This window comes from Mesorhizobium sp. A623 (genome assembly GCF_054489405.1).
On the sequence record NZ_JBTMXB010000001.1, the window covers coordinates 203,395 to 219,518 of the forward strand.

17 protein-coding genes are annotated in these 16,124 nt (G+C 63.7%); 9 read left to right on the top strand and 8 right to left on the bottom strand.

Annotated elements, in window-relative coordinates:
- Genes ACX3P1_RS01015 through ACX3P1_RS01025 form a run of 3 tightly spaced genes read left to right on the top strand, consistent with a single transcriptional unit; the run spans position 1 to position 2,530 of the window.
- A complete protein-coding gene (locus tag ACX3P1_RS01015; protein WP_459077658.1) occupies positions 1-552 on the top strand; it encodes a flavoprotein in 552 nt (183 codons plus the stop codon).
- On the top strand, positions 545-1,939 hold the full coding sequence (locus ACX3P1_RS01020) for a DUF6513 domain-containing protein (RefSeq protein WP_459077659.1): 1,395 nt from the start codon (positions 545-547) through the stop codon (positions 1,937-1,939). The genes ACX3P1_RS01015 and ACX3P1_RS01020 overlap by 8 nt, the downstream gene beginning before the upstream one ends.
- On the top strand, positions 1,940-2,530 hold the full coding sequence (locus ACX3P1_RS01025; RefSeq protein ID WP_459077660.1) for a DUF447 domain-containing protein: 591 nt from the start codon (positions 1,940-1,942) through the stop codon (positions 2,528-2,530).
- A gap of 7 nt (positions 2,531-2,537) precedes the next feature.
- On the opposite strand, the gene ACX3P1_RS01030 is transcribed toward ACX3P1_RS01025, so the two are convergent.
- Entirely contained in the window at positions 2,538-3,647 is a 1,110-nt protein-coding gene (locus ACX3P1_RS01030) for a hydantoinase/oxoprolinase family protein (RefSeq protein WP_459077661.1), read from the bottom strand.
- 65 nt (positions 3,648-3,712) lie between these two features.
- On the opposite strand from ACX3P1_RS01030, the gene ACX3P1_RS01035 reads away from it, so the two are divergent.
- Positions 3,713-4,411: a HisA/HisF-related TIM barrel protein gene (locus ACX3P1_RS01035; protein WP_459077662.1), complete on the top strand. Its 699-nt coding sequence runs from the start codon at positions 3,713-3,715 to the stop codon at positions 4,409-4,411.
- Positions 4,412-4,599: 188 nt separating this feature from the next.
- Here ACX3P1_RS01035 and fae read toward each other — a convergent pair whose 3' ends face one another.
- The 7 genes from fae to ACX3P1_RS01070 form a co-directional block, all read right to left on the bottom strand.
- The gene (gene fae, locus ACX3P1_RS01040; protein ID WP_459077663.1) at positions 4,600-5,106 is read right to left on the bottom strand and encodes a formaldehyde-activating enzyme; all 507 of its coding nucleotides are present in this window, start codon (positions 5,104-5,106) and stop codon (positions 4,600-4,602) included.
- A 166-nt stretch (positions 5,107-5,272) separates the two neighbouring features.
- Entirely contained in the window at positions 5,273-6,115 is an 843-nt protein-coding gene (locus ACX3P1_RS01045) for a triphosphoribosyl-dephospho-CoA synthase (RefSeq protein ID WP_459077664.1), read from the bottom strand.
- Position 6,116: 1 nt separating this feature from the next.
- The gene (locus tag ACX3P1_RS01050) at positions 6,117-7,064 is read right to left on the bottom strand and encodes an ATP-grasp domain-containing protein (RefSeq protein ID WP_459077665.1); all 948 of its coding nucleotides are present in this window, start codon (positions 7,062-7,064) and stop codon (positions 6,117-6,119) included.
- A gap of 33 nt (positions 7,065-7,097) precedes the next feature.
- Entirely contained in the window at positions 7,098-8,051 is a 954-nt protein-coding gene (gene mch / locus ACX3P1_RS01055) for a methenyltetrahydromethanopterin cyclohydrolase (protein WP_459077666.1), read from the bottom strand.
- A complete protein-coding gene (locus tag ACX3P1_RS01060) occupies positions 8,048-9,178 on the bottom strand; it encodes an ATP-grasp domain-containing protein (RefSeq protein ID WP_459077667.1) in 1,131 nt (376 codons plus the stop codon). The genes mch and ACX3P1_RS01060 overlap by 4 nt, the downstream gene beginning before the upstream one ends.
- Entirely contained in the window at positions 9,156-10,049 is an 894-nt protein-coding gene (locus ACX3P1_RS01065) for an NAD(P)-dependent methylenetetrahydromethanopterin dehydrogenase (RefSeq protein WP_459077668.1), read from the bottom strand. Before ACX3P1_RS01065 ends, ACX3P1_RS01060 begins: the two co-directional genes overlap by 23 nt.
- Positions 10,050-10,088: 39 nt before the next feature.
- Positions 10,089-11,057 (bottom strand): beta-ribofuranosylaminobenzene 5'-phosphate synthase family protein, encoded by a 969-nt coding sequence (locus ACX3P1_RS01070; protein ID WP_459077669.1) that lies wholly within the window; start codon positions 11,055-11,057, stop codon positions 10,089-10,091.
- A gap of 108 nt (positions 11,058-11,165) precedes the next feature.
- Between ACX3P1_RS01070 and ACX3P1_RS01075 the strand changes: the two genes are divergently transcribed.
- The 5 genes from ACX3P1_RS01075 to ACX3P1_RS01095 all read left to right on the top strand — a co-directional run bounded on the left by ACX3P1_RS01075 (position 11,166) and on the right by ACX3P1_RS01095 (position 16,072).
- A complete protein-coding gene (locus ACX3P1_RS01075; RefSeq protein WP_459077670.1) occupies positions 11,166-11,546 on the top strand; it encodes a 4a-hydroxytetrahydrobiopterin dehydratase in 381 nt (126 codons plus the stop codon).
- Positions 11,547-11,665: 119 nt separating this feature from the next.
- Entirely contained in the window at positions 11,666-12,745 is a 1,080-nt protein-coding gene (locus tag ACX3P1_RS01080) for a tungsten formylmethanofuran dehydrogenase (protein WP_459077671.1), read from the top strand.
- Positions 12,739-14,370 carry a formylmethanofuran dehydrogenase subunit A gene (locus ACX3P1_RS01085; protein WP_459077672.1) on the top strand — a complete coding sequence of 544 codons (1,632 nt, stop codon included), beginning with the start codon at positions 12,739-12,741 and terminating at the stop codon, positions 14,368-14,370. The genes ACX3P1_RS01080 and ACX3P1_RS01085 overlap by 7 nt, the downstream gene beginning before the upstream one ends.
- Entirely contained in the window at positions 14,358-15,266 is a 909-nt protein-coding gene (fhcD, locus tag ACX3P1_RS01090; RefSeq protein ID WP_459077673.1) for a formylmethanofuran--tetrahydromethanopterin N-formyltransferase, read from the top strand. The genes ACX3P1_RS01085 and fhcD overlap by 13 nt, the downstream gene beginning before the upstream one ends.
- Positions 15,263-16,072 (top strand): formylmethanofuran dehydrogenase subunit C, encoded by an 810-nt coding sequence (locus tag ACX3P1_RS01095; protein WP_459077674.1) that lies wholly within the window; start codon positions 15,263-15,265, stop codon positions 16,070-16,072. The genes fhcD and ACX3P1_RS01095 overlap by 4 nt, the downstream gene beginning before the upstream one ends.
- The last annotated feature ends 52 nt before the right edge of the window (positions 16,073-16,124 follow it).

A 16,124-nucleotide genomic window follows, 5' to 3' on the forward strand; every position in this document is an offset into this window, starting at 1 on the left:
ATGGCCAAGCTGCACACGCCACGCTGGGCATGGGTTCTGACCGGGTCCGGCCATTTTTTCACCGAAAGTTTTGCGCTCATCCACGAGCTTGAACATTGCGATGTTTTTGTTTCGAAGGCGGCCAATGAAGTGCTGCGCATGTACAAGCTCAAGCTCGATTTCCCCGAAGGCGCGCGCGTGCTGCACGACAAGACCGCCAGCGCCGTGCCGGTCGGCGAGTTCTATCATGGCGTCTATCATTCGGTGGTGATCGCACCGGCCAGTTCCAACACCGTCGCCAAATGCGTGCTCGGCATTTCCGATACGCTGGCCACCAATGTCTTCGCTCAGGCCGGTAAATGCCGCATTCCGTCCATCGTCTTTGCCTGCGACACCGCTCCCGAACTCGAAACCATGGCGCCGCACGGCATGGTCAAGGTCTATCCGCGCAAGATCGATCTGGAGCACACCGAGCGCTTGAAAACCTTCGAGCGAACCCGCGTGGTGGAATCGCTGGCCGGCCTGAAGCAGGCGATCCGCGAGCGTCAGGCGGAATTGGCTGGCGATGTCTGAACGTCTTGTTTTCGTCACCGGCCATCTGGCCAAAGCCCGGCTGGAAAAGCTGCTGACCGGCCTTGGCGAGACGGATTTTTCCTGGGAGATCATCGACATCGGCGTCAAGGTCGCCGCCCTGATGAGCGAGGACATCATCAAGCGGCGCTTGGTCCTGCCGGAAGGCACCGACCGCGTCATCCTGCCCGGCCGCTACCGGGGCGATGTCGAAAATCTGTCCGCGCATTTCGGCGTGCCTTTCGTGCGCGGGCCCGACGAGATCGTCGACCTGCCGGTCTTTCTGGGGCGGGCGGGGCAAGCGCCCGACCTGTCACGCCACGACATGCGCATTTTCGCCGAAATCGTCGATGCGCCGATGCTGTCCATCGAGGGCCTGCTGGCGCGAGCGCGAAAATTGGCGGCGGCGGGTGCCGATGTGATCGACCTCGGTTGCCTGCCGGAAACGCCGTTTCCGCTGCTTGGCGAGGCGGTACGCGAATTGAAGCGCCAGGGTTTTTGCGTCAGCGTCGATTCCGCCAGCACCGACGAATTGCTGATCGGCGCGCAGGCCGGTGCCGACTACCTGCTCAGCCTCAACGAAACCACGCTGCCGCTGGTGCTGGGCCATGGCGCGATGCCGGTGCTGATCCCGGCGGTGCCCGGCGATCTGGATTCGCTCGGCCGCGCCATTGCCATCGCGCAAACGGCCGGCATTGCCTTCATCGCCGATCCGGTGCTCGATCCGATCCATTTCGGCTTTGCCGCCTCGCTCGGCCGCTTCATCGAAGCGCGCCGCCGCTGGCCGGACATTGAGCTGTTGATGGGCACCGGCAACCTCACGGAACTGACCGACGCCGACAGTTCCGGCATGACCGCCATGCTGGCCGGGCTCTGCTCGGAACTGCGGATCGGCAACGTGCTGACCGTCCATGTCAGCCCGCACACGGTGCGCACCGTCGAGGAACACGACATCGCGCGCCGCATGATGTTTGCTGCCCACAATGACGGCGCGCTGCCGCGCGGCTATCATGCCGGCCTGCTGCAAATTCACGACAGAAGACCGTTCACGGCGACGACCGAGGACATCGAGGCGCTGGCGGCCAGCGTGCGCGACGGCAATTTCCGCATCGCAACGAGTGAAGACGGCATCCACATCTTCAACAACAAGGGCCACGCGGTCGCAAAGGACGCGTTCGAGTTGTTTCCCGGACTTGGGGTCGAAGCGGACGGCGCACACGCTTTCTATCTAGGGGTGGAACTGATGAAGGCCGAGATCGCCTGGCGATTGGGCAAACGCTACGCGCAGGACGAACCGCTCGCCTGGGGCGTGGCGGCACCCGCGCCGGAGGCCGACCGCACCCGCCTTGCCGAAGCCGGCCATACGCTGCGCGCGAAAAAGGAGGGGTAGGTGCCTTACATTCGCGAGTGCATCGTCACTACGGTGGACAAGGCCGGCAAGGTCCATATCGCGCCGCTCGGCATCATCGCCGAGAAGGACAGCTGGGTGGTCGCGCCGTTCCGTCCGTCGACCACCCTCGACAATCTAGGCGAGGTGCCGTTTGCCGTCGCCAGCTACACCGACGATGTGCGCATCTTTGCCGGTTGCCTGACCGGGCGAAAAAACTGGCCGACCGTGCCCGTCGCGGGCTACCCGGTGCCGCGCCTGGAGGCAGCGCTTGCCCATTCGGTTCTGGAAGTCGTGTCCGTAAGCGATGACGGCGTGCGTCCGCGCCATTTCTGCCGTGTGGTGCAGGAGGAAATGCACGCGCCTTTTACAGGCATGAACCGCGCCAAGGCGGCGGTGCTGGAACTGGCCATCCTGGTCAGCCGGCTCGGCATGCTGCCGCGCGAAAAGATCGAGGCGGAGATCGCCTATCTGACCATCGCCATCGACAAGACTGCCGGCCCCGAAGAGGCCGAGGCCTGGGGCTGGCTGATGCAGCGCGTCAGCGACCATCTGGACACCGAAAAGAGCGGTGAACCGGACGCAAACCGTTAGCAGCAGCTTACGGTAGATAGCCGGCCAACAGCGCCACGGCAGAAGCGGGTGCTGCACTGCTTGCTTCGCTCTTGACTGCTTCGTCGGCGGGGATCAGGTCGGAAAAATCAATGAAGCGGCGGCACATGCGCTCGGCCAGCCGCCTGATCTGCCAGCGGCCCGTGCCAGCGCCGACAATCGGTGCGTCCGCTGCGGCATTGCCGGCAACGAGGAATGTCGCGTCGTGAATCTTCCGCAACTGCTGTTCGCTGAACCAGCCAGCGATATCGCGCCACTCGGTCGCGTTCAGGTCGGCGGCGTCGTGTCCGATCATCCGCGCCAGCCGCGAGACCGAGCCATTGACCGTCTTTTCCTTGCCGTCGGCGGTGGAGTGCTTGTCGTCGTTTTCATCGAGCACGCCCAGAATGCGGTGAACGTCGGCAATCGAGGCGAAATACTCGTTCATCAGCGGTGTCGCTCGGCCTCGAACAGGGGCCGAGTCAGCAATGCCGAACAGGAATGTGCGGGTGAAGCCGGTATAGACCAGTTCGCCGCTCAGCATCCGCTCGGCGTCGGTATAGCCATGATTGATGACGGTCCCGGCCTTGGTGGCGATCCCGGCCTTGGTGGCGATCCCGGCCTTGGTGGCGATCCCGGCCTTGGTGGCGATCCCGGCCTTGGTGGCGATGATGTCCGTGGTGGTCGAGCCCATGTCGAGGAACAGCGCGTCGCCCGCCAGTCTGGCAACCAGCGAAGCCGTCGCATGCCAGTTTGCCGACGCCACGTCGAGCGCGTTCTGCCCGGCCTTCTCGACTCCGATAAAGCCAGAGCGCCCGGCATAGATCAGCTTTTCACCTGTCGGGAAATGCCGCGAAATCTCGTCGGAGAGGGCTGCGACGCCGGCATCGCGGGATGGGAAAATATCCGACAACTCGCCGGTCATGGTGAAAGCGTTGAGATCGGTTCCCGCATAAAGCGGTGCGGCTTCGTCAAGCGCCGCCTTCAGGCGGTCGAGCCCCAGCCAAAGCGGCATGAGGAAGGTGTTCGCTGCGACGATGCGGCCATCGACCGCGCGCGTCACCTTCAGATGGGCACCGCCGACATCGAACCCGGCAATGATTTTCGTCTTCTTTTCCAAACTTCGAACTTTCATGACAAAGGGCTGGCAGTCTTATAGGCAGGCTTGGGTATAGGGAGAAAAAATTGCGGATCATTCCAGTCCTGGACTTGAAAGGCGGCGAGGTTGTTCGTGCCGTACAGGGCAGGCGCGACCGTTACAAGCCGATCATAACCCCGCTGAGCACCGGTTCCGACATCGTCGCGGTAGCCGAGGGCCTGCGCAACCTTCATCCGTTTTCCACTTTCTATATCGCCGACCTGGACGCCATCGCCGGAGGAGCGCCCGACGTCGGTGCGGCGGCCCGGTTGCGTGCCATAGAAAAGGCCCCTGAATTATGGATCGACGCGGGCATCGCCGATAGCAACGCCCTTGCAAAAGCGCTTGCCGAACCTTTCCTGTTTCCCATTCTTGGATCGGAATCGCAGGCCGACGATACGCTGCTGCGCCGTTTCCGCGAAAATCCCCATTTGATCCTGTCGCTCGATTTCTTTGCTGACGGATTTCGCGGGCCGCAGTCCCTGCTGGAACAGCCGGAGATCTGGCCGCAAACGGTCATCGTCATGACGCTGGCCAAGGTCGGTTCCGCCGCCGGCCCCGATTTCGCGCGCCTGACCGAGATCAAGGCGAAGGCCGGAAATCGAGCCGTGATCGCTGCCGGAGGGGTGCGTAACGAAAGCGACATTCGCAGCCTGTCTTCGCTTGGCATGGAGGGTGCGCTGGTCGCCACCTCGCTTCACGACGGCACGTTGACGTCCGCGCAACTCGCGTCGCTTAGCGCGTAGAGTGACCGAGATGTGGTGCGCGCTCCGAAACAGGGGAGCGGGCATTCCCGTCCCAAAACCGCTTCGCCCGAAAAGCAAAATACTTTTCGGGCGAAGCTTGGGTATCAGAATCCCAGCAATTTTTTCAACCGGCGCATCAGGCCGTCAGGCTCCGCCAACGGCTTTGCCTGTGCGGGGTTGTCTCTTGTCTAAGCCGCGTAGGGGTGCTTGACCTTGTCCCGCTGCGCTGTGGCTTCGGCGGCTGTCGGCGTACCAGAGATTGCGCGCTGGATGGCTTCCTTGGTCGCCTCGTAATTGTATTTCTGGATCTTCGCGTCGTCGTCCGCGTCCCAATGGATGAACACGCCGACGCAGATGAAGATGTCATCCGCCTCGGCCGCCGGGATGATGCCTTCGGCAACGCAATCCTGCACGGCTTTTGCGACCCCGTGCTGGGCCGGGCCGAACATCTGGACCGCCTGCTTTGCGCCCTTGATGGTGACCTTGTTGAACATCACCGTATTGGGTTTGCACTGAAGATTGGGCGCGATCACCGCCAGAAGCGAGGTGAAGCCATCCTTGTTGTTGGTGAGCGCGTTGCAGAAGGCCGCCTCGACTGCACTTCCCCTTGGGCCGATGAGCAGGTCGACATGCGCCACCTCGTTGCCGTCTCCGACCAAGGATTCGCCGACCATTACTTTGGTTATCTTTGCCATACCAATTTCCTCCAAAACCACCATTGTTGTGTTCAAAGAGCCGCAACCGAGCGTGTGCCCGATGAACAGCTATCCTTGTTGGCAGCGCCCGGAATGTCCGGACCGGTTGGCTAGATAGCAGCGGGAAAAGTTTCCTGCTTCGCACAAGTCAAGCACCATCGGTCCCTTAATGCAAGATGGTCGCGAGACTGTGCGCGAAAACACTGGCGACGGTCAGGTCGGCTGACGTTCCCGGGTTGATCTTCCGCGCTTTCAACTGTCGGTCGAACGTGGTGAGCAGGCGCAGGCGCGACGCCTCGTCGGTCGTGGCGTGAAGCGTCGAATTGACCTCAGCCGCTTCGTCGCGCAACTGCAAGGCAATCCGATCGCCATGCCTGCGGGCCACATGGCTGTCGGGAAATTCGGCAAAAAACGCCATGTAGGCGAATATGACCGGCCACATGCCGGCTTCGCCGCGAGATAAGGCCAGTTCGAGCGTCCGCACGCCGACAGTGAAAACATCGTCGAAAGCGTTGGTGTATTGGCGTGCGACCATGTCCCGGTCGGATGCTTCCCGCATGGCCTGAAGCAGCGTTACTTTCGGGGCTTCCCGCACATCGTTTTCGGCCGATCCGAGGCCACCCGGCGCGGCCAGCGTGATTGCTTCGAAAACCAGTCTCGTATCCTCCGGTCCGACAGTTTGCAAGACCGCGTCGACATTGCCGCGCAGGCTGTCGCCCGGCATTTCGGCAGCGCGGGCGAGCGGCCCTGCCAGAAGAAGAATGCCGAGATTGGTGTTGGTGGCGACTGCCTTTCGCGTGGCGTGCACCGCTTCCCGGATGCGCGCGCCCAGGCCCAGGCCAGGATCGGTCAGCGGTCCCGACGAGACGCGCGCGCTGGTCAGGAACTGGTCGCTGGTCATGCCGTGCCCATCCGAAAAGACATGCACGTTGCCCGGCTTCAGCGCCTCGATCTCGCGCCGGCACGCGTCTTCATAGGTTATCCGAATATGTTCCCGCGACAGCGTCATGTCATGGCCTTGCGGGTTCGACGCGGCGCGGGCGGAGCGATGGTGCCTCGGCGCATCCGGTCACGAATGCCAGGAGCGCGTCCGCAATCGCATCGGCCACGTTTACCGCTGAGACCGACTGCAGCCCGGTCCATGCCGGCATGCTGTTGACCTCGAGCACAAACAGGCGGCCGTTATCGGACTGGACGATGTCGACCCCGGAAAAGTCCGTGCCGACCGCGGCGGAGGCGGCGATCGCCAGCCTTGCCAGGTCGTTCTCTCGGGTCTTCTCGACCACCGCCGGCAAGCCGCCTCGGTTGACGTTGGTTATCCAGTCGCCGCTGTTTCGGCTCATCATGGCAACGACCTGCCCGGCACAGACGAAGACGCGAAAGTCCCGATAGGGCGGGCCGGGACGCGGCACATAATGCTGGAGGTAATAGACGTCGCCTACTTCGTCCGGGGGCGGCAGATCGGCGAGCGAGCGGATCAGCCTGATCCCTCGTCCCTGCGCACCGAACAGCGGCTTCAGCACCAGCGGGGCGTTCGCTAATTCCCGGCGGACGATCTCCTGTGCCATCGCAAATCCTTCGACGGCAAAGGTCGGCGGTGTGGGCAGGCCGGCATTCTGCAGCAGGAAAGTCGTCATCGACTTGTCGACGCAGCCCTCGATCGATTGCGCGGAATTCCAAACGGTGACGCCGAGCCGGCCAAGCGCGTGCAAGACACCGAGGCGGCGCGTGACGGCCTCGAACGAGCCTGCGGAGATCGAACGGACCAGAACCGCATCCGGCAAGCCGTTGCCGGCCTCGAGGCCGGGGATGGAAAGCCCGCCGGGGCTGCTGGTGTCGAAGGCGATTGCCGCGAGCGGCGCGGTCGCAACAACAGCGCCGCCTTGGCGCAAACGGGCCGCAAGGCCCTTCGTCCGCTTGTCCGAACCGTCGCTGACGATGAGGATGCGCGGGATCAAGGTCTGGCGCTCATGATGGTCTGTGCATCCCTGTCAGCCGAGGCTTCGTTCGAGCATTGCCAGGTCGGGCTCGCCCGCGCGAAACGTATCGCCGGTCTCGATTGCCGTGACAATGATCTGCGCCGGACTGAACAGCAGCGGATCGATGGCGTAAAAATCGCCTTTGAATTTCTTGAATATCTCGGCGAAAGGATGGCCATGGTCGCGTGAGGCGCGGCTTGGCAATTTCTGCGCCAGGTCGCTTGCATCGGCGGCTGTGCCTTTGACGAACAACTGCACGATACCACCATAGAGGATGGCGTCGTTGGTCCGGCCCATGGCGGTCAGGAAATCCGGGTGGGGTGCGGGAATGGGAGCGGAGCCCATGCCATCGACGATGTTTTCCAGCGGAAACTTCAGGTCGTTGGCCTTGTGCAGGGCAACCTCCAGCACGCGCGCGGCGATCTGCACGGCCCCGGCCAGGCTTTGCGTCGGCGCATAGAGGAAGGTCAGCTTTTCGGGTGCCAGGCCGGTCGCTTTGGCGACCTTCTCCACGACGGCCGGCGGCGGTGGCTTCCCGGTTTCCAGAAGCAGCACCGCGTTCGATGCGCTGTCGCGATAGGAAAGCGTTGAAAACAGCGGCTCCACGCGGGCAAGCGCGCGTGCCGGCCCCGACCCCATGGCGAAGTAGCCGTCGCCGGAAAGGTTCCATCCTGCATACTGGCTGCCGAGGCAGGCAAGCACCGGCTGCGAGGATCGGACCTGTATCGTGAGCGGCCATTTCGACGCTGGGTCCATGCTCGTGGTGATCGAGCCGAGCCCGCCCATGGCGGCTTCGGCCATGCGCAATCCTGCCTCGATGCTGCCGGTCGTCTTTGCACCGGTATCGATGAGGCACTCGCCCGACGGGCCTCTGGCGACAGCGATGCGCAAGCGCTCCGCATCGTGGATCATGCCCTCGGCGACACGCTGGGCGTTATCGTTGAGGAATGCCGAGCCGTTTTTCATGTTCGGGCTCCTTCCCAAAAATGTTGCAATTGCCGGGCCTGTGCCCTGACCATCCGTCGCGTCGCTTCGGCGTTTGGGCCGCGTGCGAAGACCGTGCAGACCGGATCGCCGGCGACCAGTTCCGTTCCGGGCGGCTGATGGTCGGCGGTTCCGTCCGGCCAGGCGATGTCGGGAAAGCGGGCTACTGGGGTTTCCGTGTAGGTTATCATCGAGGCCATGCAGTCGGCATAGCGCGGCAGGCGACAGGGCTTGCCCGCCGCCGCATCGAGATGCGCCTGTATCAGCGGCGCGTCGGCGCAGTCGAAAATGTCGAGCGTAGCACCGGGTCGAGGATTGATCTCAAGCAGCACATAGCCATCCGCGCCACGGATGAAATCGGCGCTGCACAACCCGACAAGGCCGGCGCGCTGCGTGAGGCCGGATAGCCAGCCGCCGATCGTTTCCGCCTGGCTGCGTTCGAAGCGCTTCAGCCGCACCGCGCCGCCATAGCGGTAAGGAGCATCCGGTGCCGGCGAAGTCCATTGCCGGCTGAAGCCGACGATCTGCGCCTTGCGGCCGTCACCGACGAACTGAGCGGACACGCTGCGGCCCGGAACAAAACGCTGGAAATAGCGGTCCGTTGACGGCGCCGCCGCATTGGCGCGTTCGATATGCATGCCGCCGGCGCCGCCAGCGGTCTTGACGACCCAGTTCTCCGGGTCGGGCGGCGTATCCCGTCGAAGGGCCGGATGGGGGATGCCCAGTTCCGCGCAATCGGTGGCCAGCAGATACGGGTCCTTGATCCGGCGGATCGCCGCGCCGCGATTGCCCGCGAGCGGAAATTGTTCCGCGATGGCGTCGACGGTCTGCGCCTTGCGTTCAAAACCCGAGCCCAGCACAAGGGCGACCGGTTGGTCGTCGCCGGCCAGCGCCCGCAGCGCATCGAGCAGGCGGTCGCCATCGATGCCGCTGTGCAGGTCGCCCGGCAGCCGCATCGTGCGTTCGGCCAGTGCCATTGTATCGCCGTCGCAGAAAAAATCGGCGACCAATGGGCGATAGCCGGCGCGACGTGCCGCTGCTGCCAGCGCCCGGCCGGAGATCGCGGCGATCAGCAGGGATCGGCCGCTATTTTGCGAACTCGCGTGCAAGGGAAAATGCATCCTGGAAATCGAAGGTGACGGGCTTGTCGGCCTCGATCATCTTTTTGAAGAGGCCGGACTCGACCTTATATTTGACGTTGCCGATAGCAAGTGGGCCGATGCCGACAATCTTTGTCGCTTCGATCGGATCGCCATTGGCGTGAACGGTCAGTCCCTCGATGCCGGCGGGCGGAACCGCGTTGACGTCGGCGGCGATCAGCAGGTTTTCGCCTTTCATCTGTGCCCTGGAAATCACCTGCACGCCGGCCTTGGCGCAAGCCAGGATCACTTCGCCGGTTTCGACGGCGGCTTGTTTCTTGGCCTCGGTCGAGCCGTCGGCGGCGTTCACCTCGACCTTGAACCGGGTTTTGATTTCGGCCGCGATTGCCTTCACCCGCTCGACGCCGTCATGGCCGATGATGGTGACCTTCGCGCCCTCCCGGGCGGCAATCACCGCCGTGCAGAAGCCGACGACGCCGGTGCCGCCGAAGACGGCGATTTTCGCACCGGCGAGGCCGCGATCGAAGGACTTCTTCAGCGCCTTCTCGACCTTGGCGACCATGGCGGCGGCCGTCGTGAACGATCCGGCAGGATCAGCAAATACCGATATGGAGAAGGGAGGCACCATCGCCTTTCTGGCGGCATCGAGCATGTCGAGCGCCAGCGATGCATCCTTGCCCGCAATGAAGATGCCGGTGTGGACGCCAAAATCCGGCGGGCGGGAGAAAATCGCGTCCTGGACCAGCCCGGTCACCTCGGCAAGGCTGACGTCGACATAGGGAACGACCGCGTCGAAGCCGGCATCAAGCGCCATGTTCACGTCGAACGGGCTCATGTGCTTCAGCGGGGTCAGCATGTGCAGAATGTTCTTGGAGGCCATTTTGTTCTCAACCTTTTTGGGCGTTTTTGACGCCGATGTTCAGCTACCGACGAGGTTCAGTTCCACCGGGACTATTCTTGCCCCCGCGTTCCTGCCTTGCACGATTGTGATCTCCATGCCGTCAGGCACCCTGTGGCGGACCGCATCGACCATCCCTTCAGCCCTGGCCAGCGACGGCGCGAAGGCAAAGCCCGTTGGCCCCCAGGAACTTTGGCCGATGCCGACCGCGCCCGCTTCGGTCAGGCTGTTTGCCAGTGCGGCCACGCGCTTCGAGGTAAATATCCCGCCTTGCGCCGGTGCGAAATGAGTGCCCACAAGCGTCTGTATGGCGGTTATGGCCGCCCCGAACGCCGGCAAATCGCGTTCCACCAGCCCCGGCATCACCCCCATCAGCACCTGCCGGCAGATTTCGCCGGCAGAAGTGGCGGGGAAAGGCGGCAGCGAGCGGAACGCCGCGATCTCGTCTTCGCCGTGCAGGCCATGTTCGGCCCGGTCGAAAATCAGCAGCACCCGCCATTCTTCCGGGAACGGCAGCCGCGCCACGACCGGCGGCGGGTGGGGGCCATCGCCCTTGCCTGCATCGACGATGACGCCGCCGCTTTCGAAACTCGCAATCCCGATACCGGAGCGGCCGCCGCGTTCGAGCAGCGTGGCATCGCCGCCGGTGTCGAGCGGCAGGCGGTGCAGCGTCCGCAGGGCGGCAGCGACGGCAAGCGCGATCTGCGTACCGGAACCGAGGCCGGCATGGCGCGGGATGGAGCGTTCGATCGCCAGATGATGATGGCCGCGAATGCCGAGATGGGCACAAAGCGCCAGCAGATGCTCGCTTGCGCGCGTGCTTTCGCGGCCTTCGACCAGCGTCTCTCCGGCGCGGGTCAGCGTCACGACGGTCTCGGGTTCGCTCAGCGGAAGCCCGACGCTGCCGAATCGACGACCGGCATTCCCGTTCAGGTCTAGAAAGCCGAGATGCAGCCGCGCAGGCACATGGATTGTGACAGAATTCGACATCTACCCCCCGACGGGTGCATCATACACGCATCATGAAGTTTAGGTGCCCACCGCCATGATAGGGATTTTCCCCGGTGAGGCAAGTTGGACAAACCGTGGAGATCGGGAATGAGCGATAAGATCAAGGAAAAAACCTACTCTGAGGCCGAAATCGTCGCTCGGCTGGAGAAGGAGCTGCCCAAATGGCGCTACGAAAACGGCTGGATCAGGCGAAAATACAAAACCCATAGCTGGAAGGGGACGTTGATGGTCATCAACACGGTCGGCCATCTCGCCGAGGCCGCCTGGCACCATCCCGACATCAGCGCATCCTATGCCTGGGTCGAGGTGCGCCTGACGAATCACGCGGCCAAGGGCGTCACCGACAAGGATTTCGAACTGGCGAAAAAGATCGAGGATGTCGTCCAGTGGCAGCCGGCGAAGGAAGGCGGCTCCCTGGAGGGAACGCCGGCGACCGACCAGCGCTTTGCCTATGTCAAATATGATTGAAAACTGACATCTGGGTGTCGGGTGGTCTCGGCGCTTTGGCGGTGCCGCGATAATTGTGGGGTTCACGGTCGATCCGGTTTGGTCTAGTGTCGGATCGGCACCAGAAAGTAGCGTTACGAATGGCGGTTGCATGGATCGGCAGCCGGGAGACGTCTGTCGAGCGCGCGGCCGAACATGCCGCTTCCCTCTTGCAGGCGAGCCGGTGCCCGGTTTTCAGTCTCGACACGGATGTGCATGGAACGCGCGCGGCCATCGCGCTGGCGGAGCGTACGGGTGCGGCTTACGACCATGTGAGCGGCGCGGCGCTTGCCCGCGAAACGGCGCTTTTTACCGACAGGGGAGCGATGACCGTTGCGCTCGGCGAGGTTCGCCGGCGGGCTGATGTCGTGGTGATCGTCGGCGAAATTCCCGAGACCTATCGCCCGCTGCTGGTCGAACTTTCCGGCACCACGCCCGATCTGTCGGCCGCCAATGCGCGTTCATTTTTTTTTATCGGCAATGACGGCGGCATGGTTCTGGGTGCGGACAGCGCGCCACTCGCCTGCGGCAAGGCCGGCTTGAATGCGACGCTCGCTGCGATCCGCGCCAGCCTTGGCGGGCGGCAAGTGTCGACGCCGGTCTCGAATTTCGACGCCTTCGCCGGCGCACTCAAGTCTGCCCGCTATCCGGTCTTCGTTTTCTCCGGCCATGGCGTCGACCGCCTCGGGCTGGAAATGCTGCAAGGTCTGCTCGACGACCTGAATCAAAAATCGCGCGCCTCCGGTCTGCATCTGCCGGCAAGTGAAAGCGGCTGGGGCAGCATTCTGGCTTCCACCTGGATGACCGGCTTTGCGCCGCGCACCGGTTTTTCACGCGGCTTTCCTGAATACGACCCGTGGCGCTACGACGTTGCGCGGATGATCGCGGCTGGCGAGGCCGACCTGCATCTGTGGATCGCGCCCGATGCCAGCCAGAAACCCAAGACCCCAAAAAGCGTTTCGCTGATCGCCTTGACGAAAACCGTGCAGCCGGTGACGAGCGCGGCCGTCACAATCGCCATCGGCGAAGCGGGCATCGACCATGACGGCGTGGTTTATTCGGCCCGCGCCGGCACGTTGAGGGCCGTTTCGGCAGGTGCTGTCTCGCAACTGCCCTCCACTGCTGCCGTACTGCGTACCATCGCAGGCCATTTTGACGCGGAGGCGGCGCTGCCATGCTGACCAAGATTTCTGGTGGCGACATCGTCGATCCCGTCAATGGCCGTCTCGGCAAGGGCGATCTGTGGATCCGCGACGAGGAGATCGTAGCAGAGCCTGCCGGTGGCGTCGCCGACCGCGCCATTGACGCTTCCGGCTGCGTGGTCATGGCCGGCGCGATCGACATCCATTCCCATATCGGCGGCGGCAACGTGAATACGGCGCGGCTGCTGCTGCCCGAACAGCATGCGGCGCACCGGCCGCGCCCGGCGGCAACGCCGCTTTCCACCGCCGGCTGGTCGACCTTCGAGACGGGGGTCCGTTACGCCAAAATGGGCTTCACCACCGTGGTCGAGCCGGCCATGGCGCCGGGGGCCGCCCTCCACACGCATCTCGAACTCGCCGACATTCCGATCATCGACAAGGCGACGCTTGCCATCCTCGGCAATGACGACTTTTTGCTGTCGATGATCCGCGACGACGCCTCGCCGCAGATGATCGAGGATTACGTCGCCTGGACGGTCGGCTCGACGCGCGCGCTGGGCGTCAAGGTCATCAATGCCGGTGCTTCCGCCGCGTTTCGCGAGGACGTTCGCACTTTTTCCTTTGACGATGTGGTGCCTTCCTACGGCGTCAGTTCGCGAAAAATCGTCAAGACATTGCAGGCGGTGGTTGATCGGCTCGGCGTGCCGCATCCGCTGCATATCCACTGCAACAATCTCGGCTCGCCGGGGGCTGCCGATACCGCTGCCGAGACGATTACGGCGGCGGAAGGCCTGCCGCTGCATCTCGCCCATCTCCAGTTCTATGCCTACGACACCGAGGGCAAGCGCAAATTCTCGTCCGCCGCCGCACGGCTTGCGGAACGGGTCAACACCACACCGGAAATCACCATCGATGTCGGCCAGGTCATGTTCGGCCAGACGGTAACCGTCTCGGCGGATGTGTTGCGGCAGTTTTCGGCGCGCGGCAGCGCCCATCCGCGGAAAAGCGTCATCCACGAAAGCGACGGCAATGGCGGCGGCGTGGTGCCCTATCGGTACGCCAAGGACTTTTACGGCTCGATGCAATGGGCCATCGGCCTTGAACTGTTCCTGCTGATCAACGATCCGTGGCGGGTGTTCTTCACCACCGATCACCCCAACGGCGCGCCCTTCACCACCTATCCGTGGCTGTTCGAACTGCTGATGAGCCGCGACGCCCGCAACGAGGCGATGGCCGGCCTGCCGGCAGCCGCGATGGAACTGTCGACGCTGGCATCCATCGAGCGCGAATACACCTTCGAGGAGATCGCCATCATGACCCGCGCCGCCCCCGCCAAGCTTCTGGGGCTGAAGGATCGCGGCCATCTCGGCGCCGGCGCTATCGCCGACGTCGCCATCTACCGCCGCGACGAAAACATCGCGAAAATGATGGGGGCTGCGGCTTTCGTGTTCAAGAACGGCGATCTGGTCGTGAAGGACGGCGAGGTCACGCATTACCGCTGGGGCAAGGCGCTCCGGCTCAATCCGCCGCCGGACAAGGCGATGGTGCGGCGGCTCGATGCCTATCATCAAAGCCGCTACGGCCTGTCGCTGGACTGGTTCGACTTCCCCGATTCCGCCATTGCGCGCGAAAATCCGTTCGGCGAGGTGTCATGCCGAAGCTAGAGGTCAACGGCGTCCTGATCGACGACACTTTTGCCGAAGCCTTCGGCATGCGCGCCACCGCGATCATCATCACCGGGCCGAACCGAAAATGGGCGCGGCAGGCGGCCATCACCATGACCGGCTTCGCCACCTCGGTCATCGGCTGCGGCTGCGAGGCCTCCATCGACGTCGAATTGCCGCCCTCGGCCACGCCGGACGGCCGGTCCGGCTGCCGCGTCATGCTGTTTGCGGTCAGCACCGACGAATTGCAAAAACAGTTGCAGAACCGTCTTGGCCAATGCGTGCTGACCTGCCCCGGCAGCGCCTGCTTCGCTGGGCTTGAGGGGCCGAACCAGCTCAATCTGGGGTCGGCGCTACGCTATTTCGGCGATGGCTGGCAGATTTCCAAGAAGCTGGGCGGTCGGCATTTCTGGCGTGTGCCGGTCATGGACGGCGAATTCTTCTGCGAGGCGACGACCGGCATGACCAAGGAAGCCGTCGGCGGCGGCAATCTCTTGCTGCTGGCGCAGAGCAATCCCAAGGCGCTGGCCGCAGCCGAAGCGGCGGTCACGGCAATCGAAAAAGTGCCGGGCGCGATCATGCCGTTTCCAGGTGGTATCGTCCGTTCCGGCTCCAAGGTCGGCGGCAAGTACAAGGGCATGATGGCTTCGACCAACGATGCCTTTGCGCCGACCCTGCGCGGCGTGGTGAACAGCGAACTCGGCCCCGACCACAACGCCGTGCTGGAAATCGTCATCGACGGCGAAACCAGCGACGCGGTCGCTGCCGCCATGAAGGCTGGCATCAAGGCCGTGACGGAACTCGGGCCGGACAAGGGCGCATCGCGCATCAGCGCCGGCAATTATGGCGGCAAGCTGGGAAAATTCCACTATCATCTGAAGGATTTGCTGCCGTGAAAGCGCTCACCTTCACGCTCAAGGCCGAACCGTCCGAACGCCTCGACCTCTCGACACTGACGCCGCAGAACCTGGCCGGCAAGAGCGCGCGCGAAATCGAGGCGCTGCGTCTCGGTCTGTCGCGCCGCGCTTCCACGGTCGGGGATATCTTTCGCGTATCCGGCAGTGACGCGTCGCATATCGTTTTCGAAGGCGGCAGCAACCGGTTCGACCTGATCGCCCAGGGCATGCAGGAAGGAAAAATTCGCGTTGTCGGAGATGCCGGCGCGCAGGCCGGACGCGCCATGCAGGGCGGCAGTCTCGTCATCGAGGGCAATGCCGGCCCGCACGCCGGCTCCGGCATGCGGGGCGGAAGGCTGGAAATCAAAGGCAATGCCGGCGACAATCTCGGTGGGCCGCTTGCCGGCGAACTGGCGGGCATGAATGGCGGTATGTTGATCGTGCGCGGCAAGGCGGGCGCCTATGCCGCCGACCGCATGCGGCGCGGCCTGATCGCGGTGCTCAAAGGCACCGGCGACCATGCCGGCAGCCGCATGATCGCCGGCACGCTGGTGATTGCCGGCGGCACCGGCGCAATGCCGGGCTATTTGATGCGGCGCGGCTCGATCCTGCTCGATCGCGCGCCGACCGCGCTATCGCCGACCTTCATCGAATGCGGCGCGCCCGACAGCGTTTTCGCCGCCGTCGCCGACCGGCACCTGATTGCCGAAGGTATTTTCAGAAAACCGCTGCTGGGCAAGACGCCGCGCAAATATGGCGGCGACAATGCGGTCTTCGGCAAGGGGGAAATCCTCGTTCCACATTGACCTGCCTTGGTGGCCTGCGTCGATACACAGCCTTGTTTGCCAGAACCCGTTC